This is a genomic window from Pseudoalteromonas sp. MMG013, assembly GCF_018100885.1.
Classification (GTDB): domain Bacteria; phylum Pseudomonadota; class Gammaproteobacteria; order Enterobacterales; family Alteromonadaceae; genus Pseudoalteromonas; species Pseudoalteromonas aurantia.
Map to the genome: position 1 here is coordinate 118,899 of NZ_JAGJEE010000013.1, position 24,069 is coordinate 142,967.

Annotated in this window: 24 protein-coding genes; 15 read left to right on the forward strand and 9 right to left on the reverse strand. The window is 41.1% G+C overall.

Annotated elements, in window-relative coordinates; genetic code table 11:
- The first annotated feature begins 83 nt into the window (after positions 1 to 83).
- Positions 84 to 761 (forward strand): nitroreductase family protein, encoded by a 678-nt coding sequence (locus J8L98_RS13575; protein ID WP_210996843.1) that lies wholly within the window; start codon positions 84 to 86, stop codon positions 759 to 761.
- Positions 762 to 873: 112 nt separating this feature from the next.
- Here the strand turns inward: J8L98_RS13575 and J8L98_RS13580 are convergent, their stop codons facing one another.
- The gene (locus J8L98_RS13580; RefSeq protein WP_210996844.1) at positions 874 to 1,176 is read right to left on the reverse strand and encodes a metalloregulator ArsR/SmtB family transcription factor; all 303 of its coding nucleotides are present in this window, start codon (positions 1,174 to 1,176) and stop codon (positions 874 to 876) included.
- 132 nt (positions 1,177 to 1,308) lie between these two features.
- Between J8L98_RS13580 and J8L98_RS13585 the strand changes: the two genes are divergently transcribed.
- Both J8L98_RS13585 and J8L98_RS13590 read left to right on the forward strand, forming a co-directional pair.
- Complete coding sequence (locus tag J8L98_RS13585; protein ID WP_210996845.1) at positions 1,309 to 1,656, forward strand: rhodanese-like domain-containing protein; 348 nt, start codon at positions 1,309 to 1,311, stop codon at positions 1,654 to 1,656.
- Positions 1,657 to 1,824: 168 nt separating this feature from the next.
- Positions 1,825 to 4,386, forward strand: a complete 2,562-nt coding sequence (locus tag J8L98_RS13590; protein WP_210996846.1) for a serine hydrolase — start codon at positions 1,825 to 1,827, stop codon at positions 4,384 to 4,386.
- A 240-nt stretch (positions 4,387 to 4,626) separates the two neighbouring features.
- Here J8L98_RS13590 and J8L98_RS13595 read toward each other — a convergent pair whose 3' ends face one another.
- Together J8L98_RS13595 and J8L98_RS13600 are read right to left on the reverse strand one after the other, a co-directional pair.
- Positions 4,627 to 5,250 (reverse strand): OmpA family protein, encoded by a 624-nt coding sequence (locus J8L98_RS13595; RefSeq protein ID WP_210996847.1) that lies wholly within the window; start codon positions 5,248 to 5,250, stop codon positions 4,627 to 4,629.
- Positions 5,251 to 5,317: 67 nt separating this feature from the next.
- Positions 5,318 to 6,118 carry a transporter substrate-binding domain-containing protein gene (locus J8L98_RS13600; RefSeq protein WP_247671137.1) on the reverse strand — a complete coding sequence of 267 codons (801 nt, stop codon included), beginning with the start codon at positions 6,116 to 6,118 and terminating at the stop codon, positions 5,318 to 5,320.
- Between the two features lie 178 nt (positions 6,119 to 6,296).
- Between J8L98_RS13600 and chrA the strand changes: the two genes are divergently transcribed.
- Positions 6,297 to 7,421 carry a chromate efflux transporter gene (chrA, locus tag J8L98_RS13605; RefSeq protein WP_210996849.1) on the forward strand — a complete coding sequence of 375 codons (1,125 nt, stop codon included), beginning with the start codon at positions 6,297 to 6,299 and terminating at the stop codon, positions 7,419 to 7,421.
- Here the strand turns inward: chrA and J8L98_RS13610 are convergent.
- The 3 genes from J8L98_RS13610 to speA all read right to left on the reverse strand — a co-directional run bounded on the left by J8L98_RS13610 (position 7,383) and on the right by speA (position 11,646).
- On the reverse strand, positions 7,383 to 8,603 hold the full coding sequence (locus tag J8L98_RS13610; protein WP_192506019.1) for a mechanosensitive ion channel domain-containing protein: 1,221 nt from the start codon (positions 8,601 to 8,603) through the stop codon (positions 7,383 to 7,385). The two genes, chrA and J8L98_RS13610, sit on opposite strands and share 39 nt — an antisense overlap.
- Positions 8,604 to 8,765: 162 nt before the next feature.
- The gene (locus J8L98_RS13615; protein ID WP_192506020.1) at positions 8,766 to 9,641 is read right to left on the reverse strand and encodes an acyltransferase; all 876 of its coding nucleotides are present in this window, start codon (positions 9,639 to 9,641) and stop codon (positions 8,766 to 8,768) included.
- Between the two features lie 124 nt (positions 9,642 to 9,765).
- A complete protein-coding gene (gene speA, locus J8L98_RS13620) occupies positions 9,766 to 11,646 on the reverse strand; it encodes a biosynthetic arginine decarboxylase (protein ID WP_210996850.1) in 1,881 nt (626 codons plus the stop codon).
- 336 nt (positions 11,647 to 11,982) lie between these two features.
- Here speA and J8L98_RS13625 point away from each other — a divergent pair, with 336 nt between their 5' ends.
- On the forward strand, positions 11,983 to 12,717 hold the full coding sequence (locus J8L98_RS13625) for a hypothetical protein (protein ID WP_210996851.1): 735 nt from the start codon (positions 11,983 to 11,985) through the stop codon (positions 12,715 to 12,717).
- A gap of 240 nt (positions 12,718 to 12,957) precedes the next feature.
- Entirely contained in the window at positions 12,958 to 13,818 is an 861-nt protein-coding gene (gene speE, locus J8L98_RS13630) for a polyamine aminopropyltransferase (RefSeq protein ID WP_210996852.1), read from the forward strand.
- Between the two features lie 86 nt (positions 13,819 to 13,904).
- On the opposite strand, the gene hemE is transcribed toward speE, so the two are convergent.
- Positions 13,905 to 14,969 (reverse strand): uroporphyrinogen decarboxylase, encoded by a 1,065-nt coding sequence (gene hemE / locus J8L98_RS13635; RefSeq protein WP_192506023.1) that lies wholly within the window; start codon positions 14,967 to 14,969, stop codon positions 13,905 to 13,907.
- 457 nt (positions 14,970 to 15,426) lie between these two features.
- On the opposite strand from hemE, the gene rsd reads away from it, so the two are divergent.
- On the forward strand, positions 15,427 to 15,897 hold the full coding sequence (gene rsd, locus J8L98_RS13640; RefSeq protein ID WP_210996853.1) for a sigma D regulator: 471 nt from the start codon (positions 15,427 to 15,429) through the stop codon (positions 15,895 to 15,897).
- 79 nt (positions 15,898 to 15,976) lie between these two features.
- On the opposite strand, the gene fkpA is transcribed toward rsd, so the two are convergent.
- Entirely contained in the window at positions 15,977 to 16,729 is a 753-nt protein-coding gene (gene fkpA, locus J8L98_RS13645) for an FKBP-type peptidyl-prolyl cis-trans isomerase (RefSeq protein WP_192506025.1), read from the reverse strand.
- A gap of 247 nt (positions 16,730 to 16,976) precedes the next feature.
- On the opposite strand from fkpA, the gene J8L98_RS13650 reads away from it, so the two are divergent.
- Both J8L98_RS13650 and J8L98_RS13655 read left to right on the forward strand, forming a co-directional pair.
- Complete coding sequence (locus J8L98_RS13650; protein ID WP_210996854.1) at positions 16,977 to 17,963, forward strand: hypothetical protein; 987 nt, start codon at positions 16,977 to 16,979, stop codon at positions 17,961 to 17,963.
- Positions 17,963 to 18,175, forward strand: coding sequence for a SlyX family protein (locus tag J8L98_RS13655; RefSeq protein ID WP_210996855.1), 213 nt, complete (start codon positions 17,963 to 17,965; stop codon positions 18,173 to 18,175). Before J8L98_RS13650 ends, J8L98_RS13655 begins: the two co-directional genes overlap by 1 nt.
- 20 nt (positions 18,176 to 18,195) lie before the next feature.
- On the opposite strand, the gene J8L98_RS13660 is transcribed toward J8L98_RS13655, so the two are convergent.
- Positions 18,196 to 18,396 carry a YheV family putative zinc ribbon protein gene (locus tag J8L98_RS13660; RefSeq protein ID WP_192506028.1) on the reverse strand — a complete coding sequence of 67 codons (201 nt, stop codon included), beginning with the start codon at positions 18,394 to 18,396 and terminating at the stop codon, positions 18,196 to 18,198.
- 131 nt (positions 18,397 to 18,527) lie between these two features.
- Here J8L98_RS13660 and J8L98_RS13665 point away from each other — a divergent pair, with 131 nt between their 5' ends.
- The 6 genes from J8L98_RS13665 (at position 18,528) to J8L98_RS13690 (ending at position 23,823) form a co-directional block, all read left to right on the forward strand.
- On the forward strand, positions 18,528 to 20,447 hold the full coding sequence (locus tag J8L98_RS13665; RefSeq protein ID WP_210996856.1) for an ATP-binding cassette domain-containing protein: 1,920 nt from the start codon (positions 18,528 to 18,530) through the stop codon (positions 20,445 to 20,447).
- Positions 20,444 to 20,908: a TIGR02444 family protein gene (locus J8L98_RS13670; protein WP_210996857.1), complete on the forward strand. Its 465-nt coding sequence runs from the start codon at positions 20,444 to 20,446 to the stop codon at positions 20,906 to 20,908. Before J8L98_RS13665 ends, J8L98_RS13670 begins: the two co-directional genes overlap by 4 nt.
- Positions 20,909 to 21,026: 118 nt before the next feature.
- Positions 21,027 to 21,170, forward strand: coding sequence for a hypothetical protein (locus J8L98_RS13675; RefSeq protein WP_192506031.1), 144 nt, complete (start codon positions 21,027 to 21,029; stop codon positions 21,168 to 21,170).
- 179 nt (positions 21,171 to 21,349) lie between these two features.
- Positions 21,350 to 22,333 (forward strand): hydrolase, encoded by a 984-nt coding sequence (locus J8L98_RS13680; protein ID WP_210996858.1) that lies wholly within the window; start codon positions 21,350 to 21,352, stop codon positions 22,331 to 22,333.
- Positions 22,330 to 22,569 (forward strand): YheU family protein, encoded by a 240-nt coding sequence (locus J8L98_RS13685; RefSeq protein ID WP_210996859.1) that lies wholly within the window; start codon positions 22,330 to 22,332, stop codon positions 22,567 to 22,569. Before J8L98_RS13680 ends, J8L98_RS13685 begins: the two co-directional genes overlap by 4 nt.
- Before the next feature lie 69 nt (positions 22,570 to 22,638).
- Positions 22,639 to 23,823 (forward strand): dipeptidase, encoded by a 1,185-nt coding sequence (locus tag J8L98_RS13690; RefSeq protein WP_192506034.1) that lies wholly within the window; start codon positions 22,639 to 22,641, stop codon positions 23,821 to 23,823.
- Positions 23,824 to 24,069 lie beyond the last annotated feature (246 nt).

Genomic DNA, 24,069 nt, shown 5'->3' on the forward strand with positions numbered 1-24,069 from the left:
ACATTTTTATAACGCATGTTGCGCCTCAGCACTGCACAGGTTATAACTTGCCCATATACTAACTAAAAAAATCAGGTGATCCTATGAAAGAGCATGCCAATATACCTCTGAGTGATTTTGTTGAATATCCTCAAGAGGAAATGCTGCAACGTGCTAATGAATACTTAGCAAACACCAAACGCCGTCATTCAATCCGCAGTTTTAGCGACCGTCCCGTCCCTCAGGACATCATTGAAGCATGTATAAAAACAGCCGCGACTGCGCCAAGCGGGGCAAACCATCAACCTTGGCATTTTGTCGCAATTCATAGTCAAGATGTCAAAAAGCAAATTCGTCACGCAGCGGAAGAGCTAGAGCAATCATTTTATGAAGGCCGCGCAGGAGATGAATGGTTAGATGCGTTGAAACCTTTGGGTACTGACGCACAAAAACCGTATTTAGAGCATGCCCCATGGCTCATCGCGGTATTCAGTCAGAAGAAAGGCGGCATCCAAACCGAAGATAAAAATACCAATTACTATGTCCATGAATCTGTCGGACTCGCGACGGGGTTTTTAATTCAAGCGCTGCACAATGCTGGTCTTGCTACACTCACACATACTCCAAAACCAATGAGCTTTTTAACCGATATCTGCGGTAGAGACCGTGACAATGAACGCCCGTATATGTTGCTAATTGCCGGTTACCCCGCTGACGATGCCACGGTGCCAGAGCATGCACTGGTGAAAAAGCCGTTCGATGATATAGCGACCATTTTATAGCTCAAACACTCACTCATATCTTTCGATGCTGAGTGAGTCATTGTATCTGTGGCACTCAATCACAATACCCGCTAAAAAAGTGCCATGACCAACAAACTAACACCGTGTATACTCAAGGCTCTTTCAGGCAAAAAAGTTGATACAGTGACGTGATCAACGCAACCACATTTTCATCACTTATCATGTAGTAAATCGTTTGTTTCTCTCTACGCGTGCTAACAATGTTTGCCTTTCTTAAACTCGCCAAATGCTGAGACAAAGCTGATTGTGAAAGCAGGACTTTATGATTAAGCTGCCCAACACTCATTTCGTTTTCAACAAGACTGCATAAAATCATCAACCGATGCTTGTTTGCCATCATTTTCAACAAGCTTGCCGCCTGCTCAGCATTGTCTGCCATATTTGCGAGAGTCATACATCTGCCTATGTCAAATAGTATACCTTTAGTATAGTGTTCTAGCGCGCTTCAATCTAACATTAGAACTTGCTAATATAGTGATAACAAATATACTTAACATTCTATTAGTAAACTATATCAAGGTGCCTCATGCTCACTAGCGTACAAGATGTCTTAAAAACAGTTAGCCCTAATCAACGCTGTATCAGTGCAACACAAGCTAAAGTTGAACTATCAAACAAAGAAAGTTTACTGATTGATGTTAGAGAACCTAATGAGCATCAACAACAAGCAGTAACACATGCTATGAACATACCCCGAGGGCTGCTTGAATTTAAGCTACCAAATATAGAAAAAGATGCGCAAAAACCCATCTACTTACATTGTGCGACAGGCGGGCGAGCCATATTTGCCGCTGAACAGCTAACACGATTAGGCTACCAAGATATTAGTGTTATTACCTGTAAATTTGCAGAGATATACGACGCCTTTAAATAATTTATCTTACGCTCGACTCTCTTTAATACAGTGGTTACGCCTTTTTGTATAAAACTGTAGGGACCCATTAACGCTTCATCACAATTGCTTAATAATTACTCACAGCATCTTCCTTATGCACATGTATAAAATATCTCCAACGTTACAAATGTGCAAAAGGAACCGGTTATGTTTGAAAAAACGAGATTCATAGGAATACTGCTAACCACACAACTGTTACTCGCTGGGTGCAACAGCCATAACGATAACAAAGATCAAGATCCCTTATTAGGTATTTGGAACAAAACAGCCTATGGGGAAGTGTTAGAAATCACCAAAGATAAGATCAGTCGATTCGAGTATAACCAACACGGTTGCATGAACACTCACTCATTTATCAGAGGAACAGCACTCCCTACCGAAATTGACCAACTTAAACGACATTCTAATAACGAATTACATGTTGCATATCAAGGAGAGTTAGTCATCTCCCGGTTTGATAAAGTAACAGGATTGCCAACCTCTTGCTTAACACCTATAGACACCACCAATGACATATCTGCAGTCCAAACCTTTGACTACTTTTGGCATACATTTAATGATTATTATGCATTTTTTGAATTAAGGAATGTAAATTGGCAAACACAATACGAGACATTTAGACCTCGTGTTACAAATACAATGAGTAAAGAAGCCTTGTTTGAGGTGCTTGCGGCTATGATTGCGCCGTTAAAAGACGGCCATGTCAGCCTCAGCTCTGACTTTTCAGCATTTTCGGTAGGCAAACCCTCTCCACTATTTGACGCAATACAAGGGTTGGCGAATAGCGCGTTACGACACGGTGAGCAACCCAATGAGCAAGCTGTCACGCACTACATATTGTCTACCTATGAAAATACACTCACTCAATATATCTCACCATCAAGTCTGAATACATTTCCAACGGGTGATACATTGAAAACCTTTATTTGGGGTAAAACCGCTGACAATGTTGGTATATTGACTATCAACAACATGGCGAACTTCCATACGCATCCTCAAGCAACATCGACTGAAAACATGGCTGCACTGGAGCGTCATTTAGATAAAATCATGCTTGATTTGGCCGAAACTGAAGCACTTATTCTAGATATTCGTATCAACACCGGCGGCAGTGATGACTTAGCGTTGACTATCGCACAGCGATTTGCGACCCAAGACATTCTGGCTTTTAATAAACAAGCCATCAACAAAACCGGCTTGGGTTCACCATATCGCTCACTTGTGAAACAACATAATACCCCGTATAACAAGCCTATCTACTTACTTACTAGCCAAATCACCGCAAGTGCTGCAGAAGTATTTGCGATGGCGATGCTACAGTTCCCTCATGTAACTCAAGTAGGTGAAGAAACTTCTGGAGAATTCTCAGATATTCTCTCTTTCAATCTGCCAAATGGATGGGAGGTCGGTCTCTCAAACGAAGTATATCGTAATGCTCAAGGCGAAAACTTTGAGCAAGTAGGCCTACAACCCAATATTGATGTATCCGCCTTTTCAAGCTTTGAACTTGAGTCTAATCGGTTTGAAAGTTATGACCATGTACTGTCTTTATTAAATAAACAAAGCTACCTCCCGATTAGCGTTACGACTTTTGAAGAGCAGGTTAATCGTATTATGTCTGAGCATAACTTACCCGGACTATCGGCTGCAGTGATACATAATGGCTCAACGGTATTTGCAGGAGGCTTCGGTGTTAAAGACTTACAACATTCGCCAGTTTCAGCCGATACGCCTTTTTTCTTGGCATCAGTGACCAAAACGCTAGTTGGCGCCACCCTTGCTCAAGCAGTTCACAATAAGCAAATATTGTTAGACGAGGCCGTCGCGCCTTTATTGCCGTTCCCACTCTTTATACCCGAAGAACAAGCTGAACAAATTTCACTACGCCATCTTATCACCCATACCAGTGGCATAATTGACAACCCGCAAGTCTACAATTGCACATATTACGTGTTAGACAACTATGTAAGCTTATATAACCTAATGACGCAAAGCAGTAACTGCGTTAACCAAGTGAATCCGAGCTTACCCAACTTATTCGAGCAATACTTAACACGTAGTGGAGAATTAAACAGTCCCCAAAATTTCATTCATCAATACAACTTATCTGTTGGTGAGGTCCAAGTTTACTCGAACATCGCAACATCATTAGCAGCGTATGCACTTGAAAAAAAAACCAACGAGTCATTTACTGAACTCTCGCACCGTTATGTATTTTCGCCGTTAAACATGCAAGACACGAGTTGGGGACTCGCTATACCCTCAAACGACGTTGCCCAAAGGCTTTATATAGATCCAGAAACGATGCAACCAATGCAGTTCCCAAATTACCGCACCATTACGTATGCAGATGGCTCTGTTATTTCCACAGTGAACGACCTTACGAAGTTTTTAAAAGCCACAATGAATCAAGGGGTGTTAAATAATAAGCAAGTACTGCCCGCTAAGGTAGTCGAAGATATGCTGTCATCGCAAACAGATGTGCCAACATCAAGCCGAGATATTGGTTACTTCTGGAATTTAGATGGAGCCATTATTCACCACGATGGTGCTGATCCTGGTGTGCTCACCTACCTCATTGGTGATACACATACTCAAAATGGTATTGTTTTACTCAGTAACGGAGATTTTAATTCTGATTCCCATAGCGAAGCACTCTCACAAATAAAAGCACTGGCACTGCGTCTTGCATATACATATCAAAAATAAAGACAATGGCGGGGTAATACGTACCTCGCCAATTTACTACGCTTATTTAACCTCAGGTTTGGATAAGGGTTTTGGAATAGGAAATATTTTGAAAACAAACTTACGTACATTCCAATGATGATATTTTTTTCAATATCAAGGCGCTTTTATGCAGTAATAGCGGGCTATTACAAATGAAAACAACGCCGAGAGTGAGAAAAATAGCTTTATTGGGCAAATTCGCTTACCCAGAGCTGAGGTTTATTTAGCCTTTATCTCTATTTCCACCCGCCGATTTAACGCACGTCCGTGAGCTGTTGTATTACTGGCAATACTTGAAAACTCACCCATGCCCACGGCTTGCAAACGTCCTGCAGCAATTTCTTGTGCAAGCAAATAATTCTTAATCGTCTCTGCGCGCTGCTCACTGAGGTGTTGATTAAATGCGGTGGTTCCCTCGCTGTCGGTATGACCCGTAATGATCAAGCGTGTTTTATCATACTGATGCATAACATCGGCGATGTCGTTCAACGTACTATAAAAATCTGCAGAGATAGTCGCTTGGTTACTTGAGAAAGTTATTTTACTGGGCATCACGAGTCGCATAGCATTCCCCTCTCGGACAATAGTGACTCCTGAACCAGCAAGCGAGTCATTGAGTGCGGCTTCCTGCCTATCCATATACTCTCCTACAGCTGCGCCTGCGATTGCGCCAATAGCCCCTCCAATAAACACCCGCTTATTCTTATGATTCCCCGTTGCTTTGCCCAATATAGCTCCGGCGGCTGCACCTAAGCTTGCTCCTTTATCTGCCTGTGTCATTTCACATCCAGAGAGCGATAAAAGGCCAGCCCCCATAGCCACATAATACACCATAGCCTTCATATTATTTCTTTCATTCTGATCTCCCATAGGCATGAGTATGCTCAGAACAAATGAATAGAAAGTTAAGCTATGGTGATTCTGGCAGCAGCCTTTTTGGAATAGCAGGTAAATGGTAGGGTGCAATCACTTTATCAAGCGTACCCTGCTGAGCAATATCCACCATTCCCTGCATCAATTGTTTTGCCACTGTCGTTTTGGCAAATGCTTTACTAAATGCCATATGCCCATATATGGTGTTCGTATACCTATATGCGACCTTTTTTAATTTTGAAGTTGGTTGCTCAAGGACACTCATCGCGACTTCCGCCGTGTCTTCAACGGCTATAACAAGATCAACTCGCCCTTTCAGTAATAAATCAACCGCAACACGTTCTGAAGGCACCGCGACTTTGTTCAGACTGCGATCTTCATTAAACTTGGTAAAATATACGCCTCCACGCATCACGGCAATGCGCTTATTTTTCAAATCTGCGTAGTTATTGACGACAATGCTACTACTTTGTTTAGCGTAAAATACAAAAGAGGATGGCAGTGCCATATAGGCTGGCGTGACAAAACGTATTAGATTATCGCGCTTAGGGGTACGTATAAGCCCCCCTAATACATCAACTTCACCCTGTATTAGCATTCTCAAACAACGAGAAAAAGGGCATGGAACAGGCTCTATTTTATAACCTCGCTCTGCATATGGCTGTAGTTGCGTTAATATATCAATTATCAGCCCTGACACATCACCCTCATCAGTGATGACACTATAAGGAGGCGCATGATCGATAGCCACATACACTTTATCATGGTCAGCATGTGCAATATTGACTAATAATAGTAGCAATATCAACGTCAATGAGCTGACAAAAGACCATTTCAAATTATTATACCTCTGTTCTTTAATCACAACCTGCAGCACACTTTTATCGCGCTTAAAAGACATAAACTATTTAAGTAAAGGCAACTTAAGCATAGCGAAAAAATACTACATCGCATAGTCACAAAAATGTCATAATTATATGTAAGGCTGAAGTGCTAACCATAACATAAGGTGAACCATGGTATTGAGTATTTTCTATCAGTTTTTCTTGTTAGGCTGCACAAGTTTTGGTGGCCCAGCTGCCCATCTTGGCTTTTTCAAAAAACACTTTGTTGATAACCTCAAGTGGTTATCAAACGAGCGCTATAGCTCGATGATCAGTTTATCACAAATATTACCAGGCCCAGGTTCCAGTCAAGTCGGCTTTGCTATCGGCGTAGAACGTGCAGGCCTGTTAGGAGGTATTGCAGCTTTCATTGGCTTCACGCTACCTTCTTTTTTAATCATGGTAGTACTGGCTTTGAGCGCAACCCAATTACAAGACAATTTGACTGGCGTCATTCATGGCTTAAAACTCTTTGCCGTGGTCGTTGTCGCCGACGCTATTTTATCAATGGCAAAGAGCTTTTGTAAAACCACCGCACTCAAACTCGTTACGTTCGCAAGTACCTTATTTATACTTATTTCTCCGAGTATATTTAGCCAAATTTGGTTGCTGGTGATTGCTGCATCTATGGGGATGCTCTACCGCTTCAGCCCTATACCCGATAGCACTACATCGAAAGTCGGCAAGTGGCACTGGCCTGCACTCGCCATTTTCGTCGGGTTATTTGTCCTATCATTTTTCGGTTTCTCAGACTATCTCTATGCGCCTTTTTACCAAGCTGGGGCTTTGGTTTTTGGCGGCGGTCATGTGGTGCTACCCCTGTTGCAAAATAGCGTAGAGCACCTTTCTCAAGAAAGCTTTCTAACCGCTTATGCCGCGGCGCAAGCAGTGCCGGGTCCAATGTTTACTATTGCAACCTATTTGGGTGCTGTCACACAGCCTGATAATGTCTGGTTTGGTGCTATTATAGCAACCCTTGCTGTATTTTTGCCCGGTTTACTACTTATGTATAGCTGCCACCATAGTTGGCATGCATTGAGTAATTTACCAAAATTTGCCAGTGTAACTGCGGCAATTAATGCGGCTGTTGTTGGCCTACTCGCGGCTGCATTTTATCAGCCTATCTGGTCATCAAGCGTTACTAATCTATGGCATATTGCCATTGTCGTTATTGGGTTTAGTTGTATGAAACTGTTCAAGCCACCAATTTGGATGATGTTAATCGCCTTCGCTTCGTTGGGTCTGTTCTTGTCGTGAGTTTATTTGTAGTTGCCCTGATACTGTTTGGTACGGGCGCAACTCAAATTCAGACATTGTAGCTATCATATGGTCCATAATATCGGCTTGTAAGTGTTCATAAAAAACCCATTGCTTATTCACACTAAAACAATAGAATTCAATTGGTAAACCATGGTGTTGAGGCGCGAGTTCCCGCACCATTAGCACACAATCTTGGTTAATATCTTTATGCTTACGCAGATACGCTTCTGCATAACGGCGGAACAATCCAACATTCGTAATGGGCTGTGGTAACTCGCCAACGTCTAAAAGTTCAGGGAACACACTTTGCAACTGCGTCACGCTGGCTGCATTTAACGTAACGACACTATGCATATCTAATAACAACGCCCGTTTTATTCTTCTACCCGCAGACTCTTGCATCGCACGCCAATTCTTAAAAGAATCCGTAATGAGCATATAAGTGGGGATGGTTGTCACCGTGTTATCCCAATTTCTCACTCTTACCGTATTTAGCCCTAAATCAATGACTTCGCCATCAGCACCAAATGCATCTACTTGGATCCAATCACCAATTGTCACCAATCGATTTGCAGCAATTTGAATGGATGCAACCAGCCCCAAAATTGTGTCTTTAAATACTAACAAAGTCACAGCAGCAATTGCGCCAAAACCTGAAAGTATGTAAGTCGGTGATTTATCTAACAACAAACTGATGATTAAAATACTGCAGACAATAAAAGTCATCAATTTAGTAACTTGCACAATGCCTTGTATAGGTACGTCTTTAGCGAATCGCAATTGACTGTAAATCCCATGAGCAAGATTCACTAAGCTGCTGAGTAAAAACCCAGAAATAACAATCAGAACAATTTGGCCCACTGATTTAAAGCTCAATAGCACCCATTCAGGCGCCACGAGCACACGCGGATAAAATGCCAAAAATGCCACACAACTGAGCATTGCCGCCATTCTACCAGTGAGTTTATTGAGGTGCTCTGTGAGCTGTCCCAAGCGCGATGGAGAAAACTTAGTGAGCGTATTTTGAATGGTTGGAAATACCAACCGACGGGTGAATATATATACAAAAATAACGCCGATAAAGCCAATGCTGTTTGCCGAAATAGCACTCAATAAAGCTTCTTTTGGTAATCCATTAAGCCATGGTTCAATTAAGTCTGTTATATGTGCAATACTCATATTTTAATCACTCCTCATCAGCTTACGCTAATACAATCACCGTATTTCCACATCTTGGTTTTTTGAAGGTGAGTGCTGTGTACTCATTAACTGCTGGCACCTAATTAACTAAGGTTTATTGAGGAGCGTATTTACAAATGCTCCCCACACCTATCTTGCGGTCTATTTAACGTGCTGTAATTTTTCAAGCTGCTGATCTTTGTCGCTCCATAAACGATTTAATTCTGACTGAAAACGCACTCTAAATTCGTTGTCGTTACTGTAATCCCCTATTAGCTCTTCACTTACAGGCATTACATCAATGTGCACATCTACTCTTTTTACCTTGCCACTGACAAAGTCGATAAAGTTTGGGATCCCGTCTGGATAATGAATTGTCACATTCACCACTTTGTTAATTTGCTCACCCATCGCTTGCATCACAAATGCAATGCCACCGGCCTTTGGCTTTAATAAATGGTCAAACGGACTTTTTTGGCGCTGATGCTTCTCTGGAGTAAAACGTGTGCCTTCCACAAAGTTTACAATACTCACAGGCATAGTTTTAAACTTCTCACAGGCTTTACGCGTTGTTTCTATATCCTTGCCTTTGAGCTTCGGGTTTTTACGCAATTGACTTTTGCTGGTTCGGCTCATAAATGGGAAATCTAGCGCCCACCAAGCCAAACCTAGCACTGGCACGTACAATAATTCCTTTTTCAAAAAGAAATTTAAGAATGGGATCTTTCTATGTAAAACGCGTTGCATAATCACAATATCGACCCAACTTTGATGATTGGCAATCACCAAATACCAATCCTTACGTTTAATATCTTCTAAGCCTGTTATATTTAGCTCAAATGGCGTGATTAAATTCTGATTACAGTTATTGCCTGCAACCCACATGCTTGCACACTCTTTGGCCAGTTTACTGCAAAGTTTTTGCCATATAGGGACTGGTAACAACTTCAATAAGCCAAATAAGAAAATGGGTATAAACCAAACTAACGTATTCAGGGCATACAAGAATAAACTGATAATGCGACGTAACAACGACATTCAATGTTTCCTTTACAACAACCTAAGTCAAAAGGCTAACATCTTGCTACATATGCGAGCCTAATTCATGACTGAGAATAATACCTTGTTTTTATGCTACGAAAAACCTAAGCCAATAAAAAGCTTAATCTTCAAAATAGGTATACCCTGCTAATCCTGCGTTTAATTCAGCTAAATATTGCGCTTTTAAATCATGCTCAATATCCAACTTGCTCACTTGCTCAACAAAATTATTAGACAGTTTTTCATGATCATAATGTACAAATTTCAAAACATCAGCCACGCTATCCCCTTTAATTGCATTGGTTAACGTATATCCTTGCTCCGTCAACTCCACATGCACAGAATCAGTATCACCAAATAAGTTATGTAAATCACCTAATATCTCTTGATAAGCTCCAACCATAAACATGGCTAAATGGTATTGCTGACCAAATTGATAAGGCGGTATTGGCAAACTTGATTCAATTCCCGAGCCTTCAACATATTCTCTGATCTGTCCATCAGAATCACAGGTAATATCTTGGATAATGGCCCTTTGAGTCAATGGTTGATCTAAAGACTCTATCGGCATTACAGGGAATAGCTGTTGGATCCCCCAAACATCAGGTAATGATTGAAATAAAGAAAAGTTCACAAAAAGCTTGTCAGCCAACTTCTCATTTAAATCATCCAACACTTCGCGGTGTGAACGTGCATTATCGCTTAATGTTTCACGAACTTGATGCAAAATAGTGAAATACATTAATTCAATTTGTGCCCATTGCGTCATGCTCACCAAACCATGCACATATTGACCATGCGCTTCGCTAAATAAATGCATTGCATCGTGATAAGCCTCTAATGCCAAGCGTGGTGTGATGCGATGGAGCACTTGCCATAACTGGTGCAAAATAGCATGATCACTTTTATTCGGTGGTGTATTTGACGTTTGCTTTGGCGCTTTTTCAATATCAATAACGTCTGTGATTAACACCGCATGATGCGCTGTAAGTGCACGACCTGATTCGGTGATAATCGCAGGGTGCGCTAGATCATGTTGGTCACATACATCCGCAAAAGCACCCACGACATTACGAGCATACTCCGCTACCGTATAATTCATTGAGCAAGCGCTTCGTGACCCAGAACCTTCGTAGTCCACACCTAGGCCGCCGCCCACATCCACCGTTTTTAAGGGCACGCCTAATCGAGAGAGCTCTGCAAAATGGCGGGCACATTCCGTTAATGCCCGTTGAATATCACGAATATTGGCAATTTGCGATCCGATATGGAAATGTACCAAATTCATTAAATGTAGTTTGTTATGACGTTTTAAAGTCTCCACCGCTTCTAATACTTGCCCCGCAGTTAATCCAAACTTACCTTTTTCACCGCCTGTATTCTGCCATTTACCTTTGCCAACTGAGTTTAATCGGATCCGAATACCAATCGCTGGTTCAATGTCTAAGTCGTCAATTTCTTTAATGAGAGAGGTTAATTCAGAAAGCTTTTCAACCACCACGTTAACGTTATGACCCATCGCTTGCCCAATGCATGCAAGACGTAAAAACTCACTGTCTTTATAACCATTACACACAATGGTAATCGGTTTGTTCGTAAGACCTAAAATAGCCATTAATTCAGGCTTAGACCCGGCTTCCAAACCAACTAACCCGCTCGGGTGAGCTAATAGTTTACTCACCACCGAACGTTGTTGATTCACTTTTATCGGATAAACACAGGTATAGTGACCTTGATACTGCTTTTGTTCACAAGCCAAGGAAAACGCCTCTGTCATAGTATCAACACGGTGCTGCAGAATATCTGTAAACCTGACCAAAACCGGCAATGTTAAGCCTTCTGCTTTAAATTGTTCAGTCAGTTCGGTCAATGAGATTGCCGGAGTCCTTTTTTCCCCATCCGGGAATGCAACGAGCTCACCTTGATCGTTAATATCAAAATAGCCATCACTCCAATGTGCAACATTATAGATATCTCGCGCTGTCTCTAAGCCCCATTTCATGGCAATCTCACTTACTCAATTCGAAAGGCGTATTTTAATACTAGCGCATACTATTGGCGAACAAAATTCGCTTTATTTTAGCTAAATTCTTCTAATCATATATGTTAGAAAAGCAAAAACCACACATCAGGTTCAAATTTAAAAACGGCACATACCTGTCCATTCAAAAACAGGACAAAGCGAGGGTGTAATTTACATTTATTAGACAGAATAAACGCGAACATTGACACACCGAATACCAAAAAATAACATTAACCCCAATAATGAAACAAACATCAACACTTGATTCATTGTTAAACAAAACAACATTAATACCATTAATTAGGTAAAGGAAAAATGAAAAAACTATTATTGTCGGCCATCATCGGTTTGGCTTTAACCTCAAATATTGCATCAGCCAATACAAATACAATACTGGTAGATCATGCCAAACAAGCACAGCTAGTAGAGACACTAAAATCAAATGCCATAGAATTAGGTATTACCGAAGCAGCATATGTACGGGCTATACAGCGATATGAAAGCTTTATGACACATATTATGGTACCTGAATACACAGACGAGCAGTTATTACATATAAAAAGGACCGATGAGCTCCCTGCATTCATAAGCTATTTAAATGGTGTTGAATTAACCACTGGACTAGCTGCTGAGTTTTTAAGCCAAAAAAATGAAAATGATGCCAACCTTGCCAGTTATCTTGGCTTGAAAGTCAGTCAATTACAGCAATTTATTGCACTGCATAGCAACAACTCTAACCAATTGTTTAAACCAAACGCGCATAATGGTGACGCTGATGTATACATGGACAAGTATGAAGTTCACTTCACATGTCGCGCAGACTGCCAAGGGTTTGGTCTAGACAGCCTTGATTTACATGACTTTGTTCGTCTTTCTGCTATGTTACAAAACTACAGTGGCGAGTCATGGTACAAAGATGTTGATGTGAGTTTTTACAACAAAAGTGGGAATCAAGCGTTTAATTCTAGATTGCGCGTCAGAAAAGATGGTGCCGTATGGCAACTCAACGCAAACCAATGCGACGAAGAAAGATGCGGCACAGAGCCATAAAATCGCTCTGTGAATAAAGTGAGTAGCGCCATGCTACCCACTTCCCCTTTACAACCATAACCACAATACCATGATTTTTTATCTGGGTTCAGCTCATTATTACATATCAAAAACTCATCCCCTTATTAGTTATAACTCAGATGAAACATGAGCTTTTAGCGAAAATGCGCTAAAATAGATTGAGCAAACACGTGCTCACTGGCAAAATTACCCGAATTGAATAGTAAGTGTGAAATATATATGGCAAATCTAGAAGCAAACCGTTGGTTTACCGAAGTAAGTGACCGTGATGGCAGCGCCTTTTCTCTGCGTATCAACAGAAAACTCGATGAGATCCAATCTCCATTCCAGAATGTTGAAATGTATGAAACCACCGACTTTGGCAACTTAATGATAATCGATGGCTGTACTATGGTCAGCAGCAGAGAAAACTTCTTTTACCATGAAATGATGAGTCACCCAGCATTGTTTTCTCACCCAGCACCGAAGAATGTCGTTATTATCGGGGGAGGGGATTGTGGAACCCTGCGTGAGGTTTTAAAACACCCAGATATTGAACGTGTTACGCAAATCGACATCGATGAAGTTGTAACACAAATGTCGCTTAAATACTTCCCCGAACTGTGTGAATCGAATAATGACTCAAGAGCCACCATCATGTTTGATGATGGCATAAAATTTATGAAAGAAGCGGATGCTGAATCTATTGATGTCATTATCGTTGACGGTACCGACCCTGTAGGACCTGGTGAAGGGCTCTTCAACCATGCTTTTTATGCAAGCTGCTTAAACGCTTTACGTGAAGGTGGGATCATGATCCAACAGAGTGAATCTCCCCTAATGCATATGCCGCTACTCATTGAAATGCGTGATGCTATGACAGATGTTGGGTTTGTTGACTTACAAACTTTACCCTTTCCGCAACCGATTTACCCAAGTGGCTTATGGTCATCAACGATGGCCCGTAAGGGCGAAGGGTTCTCAGGCTTCAGAGAGCAAGATGCTGATAAAGCACTATTTCATACTGATTACTATAATACAGGTATTCACAAAGGTGCACTGGCAACTCCTAACTTTATGAAACGCGCATTTGCCAAATAGTACTTGAAAAACGGACCCCATAAATACAAAAAACCCAAGCAATCGCTTGGGTTTTCTGCAAATGAGCCACTATCTTATAGAAGTGCTTACTTATGATACTGCGCACTAAATTCGTGAACTGCATTAATGAAAACGCCCGCATGCTCAGGATCCACTTCCGGAGTAATACCATGGCCCAAATTAAAGACATGGCCATTGCCCTCACCAAATCCAGCTAGAATGTGCTGAACTTCTTCACGAATACGCTCTGGCGTACCATGTAGCATTGATGGATCCATATTACCTTGTAAGGCAACCTTATCACCCACGCGACGTTTAGCATCACCAATATCAATTGTCCAATCCAAGCCTACTGCATCACAACCAGTCGCTGCAATCGCTTCGATCCACTGACCCCCATTTTTTGTAAATAGCGTTACGGGCACTTTTCGACCATCATTTTCACGAATGAGACCGTCTACAATCTTATGCATATATTGCAATGAAAACTCTTTATAATCACGAGGACTTAACACACCTCCCCATGAATCAAAAATCATTAAAGACTGTGCACCTGCCTTTACCTGCGCGTTCAAGTAATCAATCACTGAATCTGCCAATTTGTCTAACAACAGATGCAATGTCTTAGGCTCAGCAAACGCCATTTTCTTTATTTTTCCAAAGGTTTTACTACTGCCCCCTTCCACCATATATGTGGCAAGTGTCCAAGGAGAGCCAGAAAAACCAATCAAAGGCACTTCACCCTTTAATTCGCGGCGAATTGTACTGACCGCGTTCATCACATAACCCAGCTCATCAGTAGGATCTAATTTGGGGATTTTCTGCACATCAGCCAAAGAACTAATAGGACGTTCAAACTTAGGCCCTTCCCCAGTTTCAAAGTACAAACCAAGGCCCATTGCATCTGGAATAGTCAAGATGTCGCTGAACAAAATAGCCGCATCGAGTGGATAACGACGCAACGGCTGCAAAGTAACCTCACATGCCAATTCTGCATTTTTACACAAGCTCATAAAATCACCTGCTTGTGCGCGAGTTGCACGATACTCAGGTAAGTATCGACCTGCTTGACGCATCATCCATACTGGCGTGACATCAACAGGTTGTTTCATTAACGCACGTAAATAACGATCATTTTTCAATTCGCTCATAGCGGCTCTCAATTCCAAAGCTTTAAAAATTGAGCAGATTGTATCATCATCCACGCAAACGCTCTATTAAAAGCAAGCACCAAAATACGGGAATATGATCTAGATTAAAAGAGACTGAAATTCAGAAAGTTAGCCCATTGCTACGTAACAAAATGTAAAACAATTCATTAATTTGTTTGCAACAGAGGTAAAAGCTTGGTATAAAATATGCGCGTTACAAAAATAACAACAAAACACCTTTATAATAAAAATAACAACTATTATCAAAGAGCTAAACTCATTTACAAACCACCTACGGGTGGTTTTTTCTTGTGAAAAGCGACTGATTTACCCAAAACAACAACTCATTAAAAATCAAACACCTACACCAGTTTTGGTGAAATAAAATAAAAATAGGTTGACCTTTGCAGCAGATTTCCTTTTCATAGAGGAAAACAATCCGCTAAAGGAGTCCGCTATGCTTTCTAGGTTAGAACAAGCCCAACAAAAATGGGGAGGTAGCCATAGTGTTATTGATGCATGGTTGGCTGAACGTCAAGAGCTGTTATTACTTTATTGTAAAATAGCTGGATTTTCCCCTTACGATAAGAATGAACAAGCTTTACCTGAGCAGGTACAAATTCAATCTTTCTGTCAAATTCTTATGGACTATTTATCCGCTGGCCATTTTGAAATCTACGATAACATCGTAGAAGCCTGTAAGGAAAAAGGCCCTGAAAGCGCACAATTAGCGCAAGCGCTTTATCCTAAAATTGCTGATACAACTGACCTTGCTTTAGATTTCAATGATAAATATGCCGAAGCCTCTCAAGAAAGCCCATTGGTAGAGTTTGATAGTGATTTATCTAAATTAGGTGAAACACTGGAACTGCGCTTCGAGTTAGAAGATGAGTTGATTGATAACCTCTATGCCAATTATAGTCGTTAATAGCTATGCCATTGCGGAACGTTAGCAACAATTAAAAAGGGCCTATTGAGGCCCTTTTTGCTGATGCTGTAGAAATGAATTACTCAGCAGCAGCTTCCGCTTTTTCTTCTTGGATCTCCAGTAATTCAACTTCAAATACTAAAGTCGAGTTTGCTGGGATTTTACCTAGATCACGCTCACCGTAACCTAAGTTCGCTGGAATAGTAAACTTGTATTTAGACCCAACTGGCATTAACTGTAAACCTTCAGTCCAACCTGAGATAACACGATTTAATGGGAAAGTAGTTGGCTCATCACGAGAATACGAGCTATCAAACTCAGTACCGTCAATTAAAGTGCCTTTATAATGTACTTTAACAACGTCAGTGACTAATGGCTTTTTACCTTCACCTGTACTTAATACTTCATACTGCAAACCTGACTCAGTAACGGTTACACCTGCTTTTTGTGCATTATCTGCTAAGAACTTTTCGCCTTCAGCTTTATTCTTTTCAGCATCTACTTTGGTTTTTTCAGCTTGTAACTCACGTACCGATGTATCTAACGCAGTAAGGACTTCACGGATTTTAGCTTCATCTAGTTTTGCTTCTCCCGCTAATGCGTCTTGAAAACCACGCATAAGTAACGCTTGATCTAGCTCAACACCAAAACCTTTTTTATCAGCTAGGTCTTTTTGCAAGAAATTACCTACTGAAGCGCCAATGCCATAAGCTTGTTGTTGTAGCTCTGTTTCTAGTTTAACTTCAACTGGCTTTTCTTCAGCTTTTTGATTACATGCAGTTAATGCTAAAACTGACGCAGCAATCAAAGACAATTTAATCGTCTGTTTCATTCTGTCTATTCTCTCTTTCCGACATACCTAACGGTAGTCTGTTAATATTATATTAATGGTTAAATCTATTGTAGCCACATTATCATTCATCGCAGTAGATGCCAAATTCAAACGCTAAACGTAGAATAAGTTAACGCGACTTTGTGTACTTGATACGCTAGTATCTAATAACATACTACTTCTAACGGGCAGATTATATATAGTCTACCCTTTGCACTACATGACGTTAAGGGAAAATACCGATATTATGCCCAATGTTTTTCGTGTCGCCCTGCTATCACTATTAATTTTGCTTATAAGCTGCTCTGATGGCACTAACCAAGCTGAGTTTACTGTTGAACACGCCGCACGGGGTGCATTCACAGCTGCGCTTTCTCAAGATGGTCGTTACAGTTTAGTGTCCTCAGTCGAACATGGTGTCAGCCTATGGGACAATGATAGCCATGGGCTAAAATATCAATGGCACCAATCATCTGAGCATGAAAACCTCGTCCACTCACTGGCTATTGCATACGATAATAGCTTTGCCGTTACTGCCGAAAATAATACTTTTGCCATTTGGAATATAAAAAATGGCAAAAACCAAGGTTTCTATCAAATAAAAACAGGCACTATTCGCGACATTGCAATCAGCAACCAGGGCCGTTACATACTTTATGGTCGCAGCGATAACGTTGTTGTACATCTGGACTTAGAAAGCGGAAGGCGCATAGAGTTCCTTGGACATCAAGAAAAAATTAATAGTATCGCATTATCACCGAATGGACATTTTGCGTTAACTGGCGCAAATGATTACAGTGCCTACTTCTGGAATACCAAAACTGGGCAGGTAATTCATCGATTTAATCACCCAAGTCGAGTCACAAAAGTCGCATTAGATGCCAGTGGGCAGTATGCATTTACCGCAGACAGTTTAAAAAAAGCCAGCATATGGCAACTGACTTCAGGTGATCTTGTCTCGCAATTACAGTATATTGCCCGACAGAAAATTTTTAGTGCTGTGCGTTTCAATCAAAGTAGTGAACTGCTACTTACCGGTTCACCCAGTCGACAAATGGATTTATGGCAGGTAAATGATGGACAAAAGCTTGGATCTTGGCTTGTTGAGCCCAGGTCTGGGAGCCGACCTAAATCAGCCGTTGTATTTGATGTGGCATTTGTAAACCAAGACCAAGCACTATTAACAGAAAGCTCTAGTGGACTACTAGAACGATTTAAGCGAGTAAACCGTTGATGACTGATTTAGAAAACCGCGTTATGGAATTAGAGGCTAAAGTGTCTTTTCAAGATGACACGATAGACACACTCAATGATGAATTACAAACTCATCAAAAGCGCCTAGCGAAGATGCAGCGCCAAATTGAATTAATTGGTGAAAAGATGAAGGAAACCAATGAGTCTGGTATTATTCCACAACATCAAGAACCGCCTCCTCCCCATTACTAACCTTTCGTTGTTCAGCCAGTTTATTCTGGCTTAAACACACCAATAACTTGTTCAAACTGGCGAGTCGACGCCTGCACGGCTGCTTTTGGTTGTGTCATGATATGACCACACTCAACACATTCGACCTTTTCCACATCATGTTCTTTAAATAGCATCATCACATCCATTTTTTTACACTCTGGACACGATGCGCCTGCAATAAAGCGTTTTTTCTGTTTCACAAATGTTCCCCTACTACTGGGTTATATAACAACCATCCCATTTTATCCTAAAGCGACTGTGCATGATACGCTTGAACAGGATTAAGCAGATCATGTTATGATGTACCTAATGCACATTTAGAATTGAAACTATGATCCAGCTGTCTGATATTGAGTTACTTCGTGGTGGTAAAACACTCTTAAAAAATGCTAATGCCACTTTATTCCCTGAACATAAAGTTGGCTTAGTCGGCGCCAATGGCTGTGGAAAATCCACTCTATTTGCGCTATTAAAAGGTGAATTACAATTAGACTCTGGAGATTTTCAATTTCCTAAAGATTGGTCTATTGCCTCGGTAAAACAAGAAACCCCGGCATTAGACATCAGTGCGCTGGAATATGTGCTGCAAGGTCATCACGAATATTATCAATGCCGCATCACTTTGCAGCAAGCTGAGGCGAGCGGTGACGGTGCGATACAAGCCAAAGTACATCAAAAGCTTGAACTCATTGATGGCTATAGCATTGAATCTAAAGCGGGTGAATTACTGCATGGCTTGGGGTTTACAAATGCGCAAATAGATAACCCTGTGAGTGCCTTCTCTGGTGGTTGGCGCATGCGTTTAAATCTAGCCCAAGCGCTCATTCGTGATGCTGATCTGCTGCTGCTTGATGAACCAACTAACCATTTAGATTTAGATGCGGTTTATTGGCTGGAGCGTTTCTTGCGAGCATATACTGGCACTCTGGTGCTAATTTCTCACGATAGAGAGTTTTTAGATGCCGTCATTGACCAAATTTGGCATATAGATCAACAGCGCATAAATATTTATAAAGGCCATTATTCTCAGTTTGAACGCCAAAAAGCTGAAAGAATGGCACAACACCAAGCTTTGTTTGAAAAGCAACAAGAACATATTGCACATTTAGAGCAATTTATTACACGATTTAAAGCAAAAGCAAGTAAAGCAAAGCAAGCGCAAAGTCGGGTTAAAGCGCTAGAACGAATGGAGAAACTTGCGCCAGCGCATGCAGACTCCCCCTTCAACTTTGAGTTTGCTGACCCCATAGCATTGCCTAACCCACTTATGACGTTAGACAATGCTGTTGCAGGGTATGGTGATGTCACTATCTTACATAAAATTAAATTAAACCTTGTTCCAGGTAGCCGCATTGCCCTGTTAGGCCGTAACGGAGCGGGTAAATCAACTCTCATTAAATTACTTGCCGGCGAGCTAGCACCACAAGCAGGGGAAGTATTCCAACATCAAGGTTTAAATATCGGGTATTTTGCACAACACCAACTTGAGTCATTAGACTTACAAGCAAATGCAATCACACATTTACAGCGTCTTGACCCCAAAGCCAGTGAACAATCCCTACGTGACTTTTTAGGCGGATTTGCGTTTATAGGTGACAAAGCACTTGATCCAGTTGCACCATTTTCTGGCGGAGAGAAAGCACGACTCGTACTTGCGATGTTAGTCTATCAAAAGCCCAATTTATTGTTACTTGATGAACCGACCAACCACCTAGATTTAGAAATGCGTCATGCACTCGTTATGGCATTGCAAGGCTTTGAGGGCGCCATGGTCACCGTATCACACGATCGCCACATGCTAAAAAATACAGCCGATGAATACTACCTCGTTGATAATGGTACGGTAACCCAGTTTGGTTATGACCTTGATGAGTATTATCAGTGGTTATTAAATGCAAACAAAGAGGCCGCGAAGAAACCGGAAGTAGACACAAAAAGTCACTCTAGTAGTAATCGTAAAGAACAAAAGCGCCTAGCAGCCGAATTTAGAAAGTCAGTGCAACCGTTAAAAAAGCAAATTGAAAAGCTAGAAAAAGCGCTAGATAAGCATTCCGATGAGTTGGCCACGATTGAGATGCAGTTAGCGGATAACGATTTGTATCATGAAGATAACAAGGCTAAGTTGACTGACTTACTCAATAAACAAGCGCTCTTGACACCAAAGCTTAACCAAGTTGAAGAAGATTTGCTCGTGGCATTAGAAGAACTGGAAGGGAAAGAGCGCCATTTTGAACAGGGTATGAGTGCATGAACGCACTCTCTGCTGCGCTGTTTTGGCAATTTTCTTGCGCTAGCTATGCCCTGCCTAACATCAAGGAGCTGTTGTTGTCGCTACAAGATAAGCATAATAAAAACATAAACCTATGCTTGTTATTACTTTACCTAGAGCAACAAAAAATACAGTTAACGCCAATACAAGTTAAAGCATTAGCAGATCTGTGTTCGGATATAGACGCGCAAACATTGTTACAACACAGGCAATTGCGCAAACACATCAAGACATCTTATCAACGCCACCCTGCTTATCAGTCATTGCGAAAGCAGCTGTTAACAAGTGAATTAGCACTTGAGAAGTTTCAGCAGCAATTACTTATAGAACACCTCGAATCTGATACTTTGAGCCATAACAACGTCTCAAATAACCTGACGTTTTACCTCGATGAGCACCACGCACTAGCCTTAAAACAATGCTTTTTCGCCACAAAAACATGATCAAGATCAAATCAGTGAATTAACCCTCGTAGCACGCTTAAAAAACTTGATCTTGATCATAATCCTTCGTAAGCCCCTCCTCTAAGATGAATACATCAACTAATTAGGAGTCACGGCCATGAACGTATTCTTCAGAGACTTTTTTACTGACCCAGTATTATTCTTGTCATTCGGATTTTTGGGGATTGTGATTGGGCTGTGTCTATTTTATGTGTATTACTTTATCAAGAAAATTAATGACGCAGAAGTACCTGAACAATAAAGTAATTATAAAACAATAATATATATTCTCAATGTAGACTAATTAAGCACGACGCACAAAGCACCTTACTAACCTAGTTAGTCGGGTGCTTTTTATTATCTGCGATCATGCCTATTTAAGCCTCAACACATTCAGCGTTTTTTGTTAAACTAATCGACCCATTGATAGCAAGATGTTTTATGGATTACTCATTTAAAGGTGCATGGTGGATGCGCAACCGGCATGTGCAAACCATACTGCCGCGTTTTTTTAGACCATTTCAAAAAGTACCTGTCTATTTTGAGGAACTGACGACCCCTGATGGTGACTTCCTTGAACTTGCATGGGCCAAAAACAAAAAGCCCAGTGCCCCAATCGCGATAATTTTACATGGTTTAGAAGGTAATATTAATAGCTTTTATGCTAAAGGGATGCTTAACGCACTCAGTAAGAAAGGCTTCAACGCAGTACTTATGCATTTTCGTAACTGCTCTCGCGCACCAAATAAACTGGCACGCGCCTATCACAGTGGTGAAACCAGCGATTTAAGCTTTTTAATTAAAACGCTGAAACAGCGCTATGCTGACAGCCCGCTTTATGCGGTCGGCTTTTCATTAGGCGGAAATGTATTAGCAAAGTATTTAGGTGAACAACGCCATACATGTAAGCTCTCTGGTGCCGCCGTCATTTCTGCACCATATCACCTCTCATCTTCATGCCAAGTCATACGTAGCAGTTGCTATGGTCTTTATCAAAAGTACTTGCTCGACAGAATGAAGAAGTCGTTTTCCCGTAAGCTACCAACTATTCAAAGTGTATTGCCTTTAGATAAAGTGACCCTGAATAACTTCAACGACTTGTGGCAATTTGATAATCAAATTACTGCTCCACTACATGGTTTTGACAATGCGGAAGATTACTATCACCAAGCCAGTGCTCAACCCTATTTAAAGCACATACAAACCCCTACCTTGCTTATTCACGCCAAAGATGACCCAATGTTGTCTGTACAAGCCATCCCCCATGAAGCACAAGTTAGTAGTGCCGTTACGTTAGCGGTGTCAGAGCGTGGTGGGCATGTCGGGTTCATTAGTGGCGTGAACCCATTTAAACCCTTTTTTTGGTTAGAGCAAGCTGTACCTCACTATTTTACTACATTGGCCAATATGGATAAAAAAATATGATCATTCCTATGCAACAACTTGACCCAACCACACTGGCTAATTTAATTGAGCACTATGTTTTGCGAGAAGGCACCGACTACGGCGAGCATGAGTATTCCACTGAAGAAAAAATAGCCCATGTCAAAGCGCTACTCACCGCAGGGGAAGCGCTGATTGTATTCTCAGAACTGCATGAATCTGTCAATATTGTCACAAAAGCCCAATTTCAAGCCATGCAAAGTGAGGATTACAGCTAAAGCTGGTTTTGCCCTGTTGCATTTTCAGTTATAGTTTAGAGCTAATAACTAAACTAAAAAGGCAAAATCATGACCTTACGTTATTCTCTTTGCGCACTAGCACTGATGATATCCGGTGTACATGCAAAAGATTATCAAGCATCAGAGCTCGCCCATCGTCTCGCACAACAAAACATCCTGATTGATACACACATTGATGTACCATATCGACTTAAAGAACAATGGGATGACGTAAGTAAGGCCACCAAGTCAGGTGATTTTGATTATCCCAGAGCGGTAAAAGGGGGGTTAAACGCCCCTTTTATGTCTATTTATATTCCGGCCAACTTAGAGTTTGAAGGGAAAGGTAAAAGCTATCAGCTAGCTAATCAACTGATTGATGGCATGGAAGCACTCGCATTCAGAGCCCCTGATAAGTTTGCAATTGCATACTCAACCAAAGACATTTATGTACACTTTAAACAAAAGAAGATGTCTATTGCGATGGGGATGGAAAATGGCTCCCCTATTGAAGGGGAGCTGAAAAACCTCAAGCACTTTTTTGACCGCGGTGTACGCTATATCACCTTAGCACACTCACAAAGTAACCATATTTCTGATTCATCTTATGATATTCGTAGAAAATGGAAAGGACTCAGCCCATTCGGTAAGAACCTAGTAACTGAAATGAACAAAATCGGAATGCTCATTGATGTATCACATATTTCTGACGCCGCATTTTATCAAACAATGGAAATATCCAAAGTACCCGTTATCGCATCTCACTCATCATTACGTAAATATACCCCTGGGTTTGAGCGCAACATGGATGACAAAATGTTAAAAGCACTCAAAAAAAATGGTGGTGTTATCCAGATAAATTTTGGCTCAAGCTTTGTCACGGCAAGCTCTCGAAGTTGGTATGATGTGCGCAATAAAGCACAAAAAGCAGCACAACAGAGCGGCAATACCCCAACCGATTTTGCGGCTGCATACCGTGCAAAAAACCCTTTCCCATTTGCCACGCTTGAACAAGTTCTTGATCACATAGATCATGTTGTTAAGCTAATTGGCATCGATCATGTTGGTATTGGGTCTGACTACGACGGAGTAGGTGATTCTCTGCCTATTGGTCTAAAAGATGTGTCGACTTATCCTAATTTAGTACAAGGTCTTTTAGATAGAAATTATACCCAAGGCCAAATCAAGAAAATCTTAGGAGGAAATACCTTAAGGGTGTGGCGTCAAGCAGAAGAATACGCTAGACAATTTTAACCTGTTTGTAGGTATGGCGGCGCTGACCTCATCGCTATACCTTCTTCTCATTGCCGATCACGCTTCACATGTTTTGCAAGCAGTAAACCTCATTTTCTAATCGTCATTCAAAACATAAGATAAGGCAAAGGGAGTCTTTAGAAAATAATTGAGAAATACTAAGAATGATATATTCAGAAGAAATAAGTAGAATTATGTACAGGAATTGGTTGCGGGAGCCGGATTTGAACCGACGACCTTCGGGTT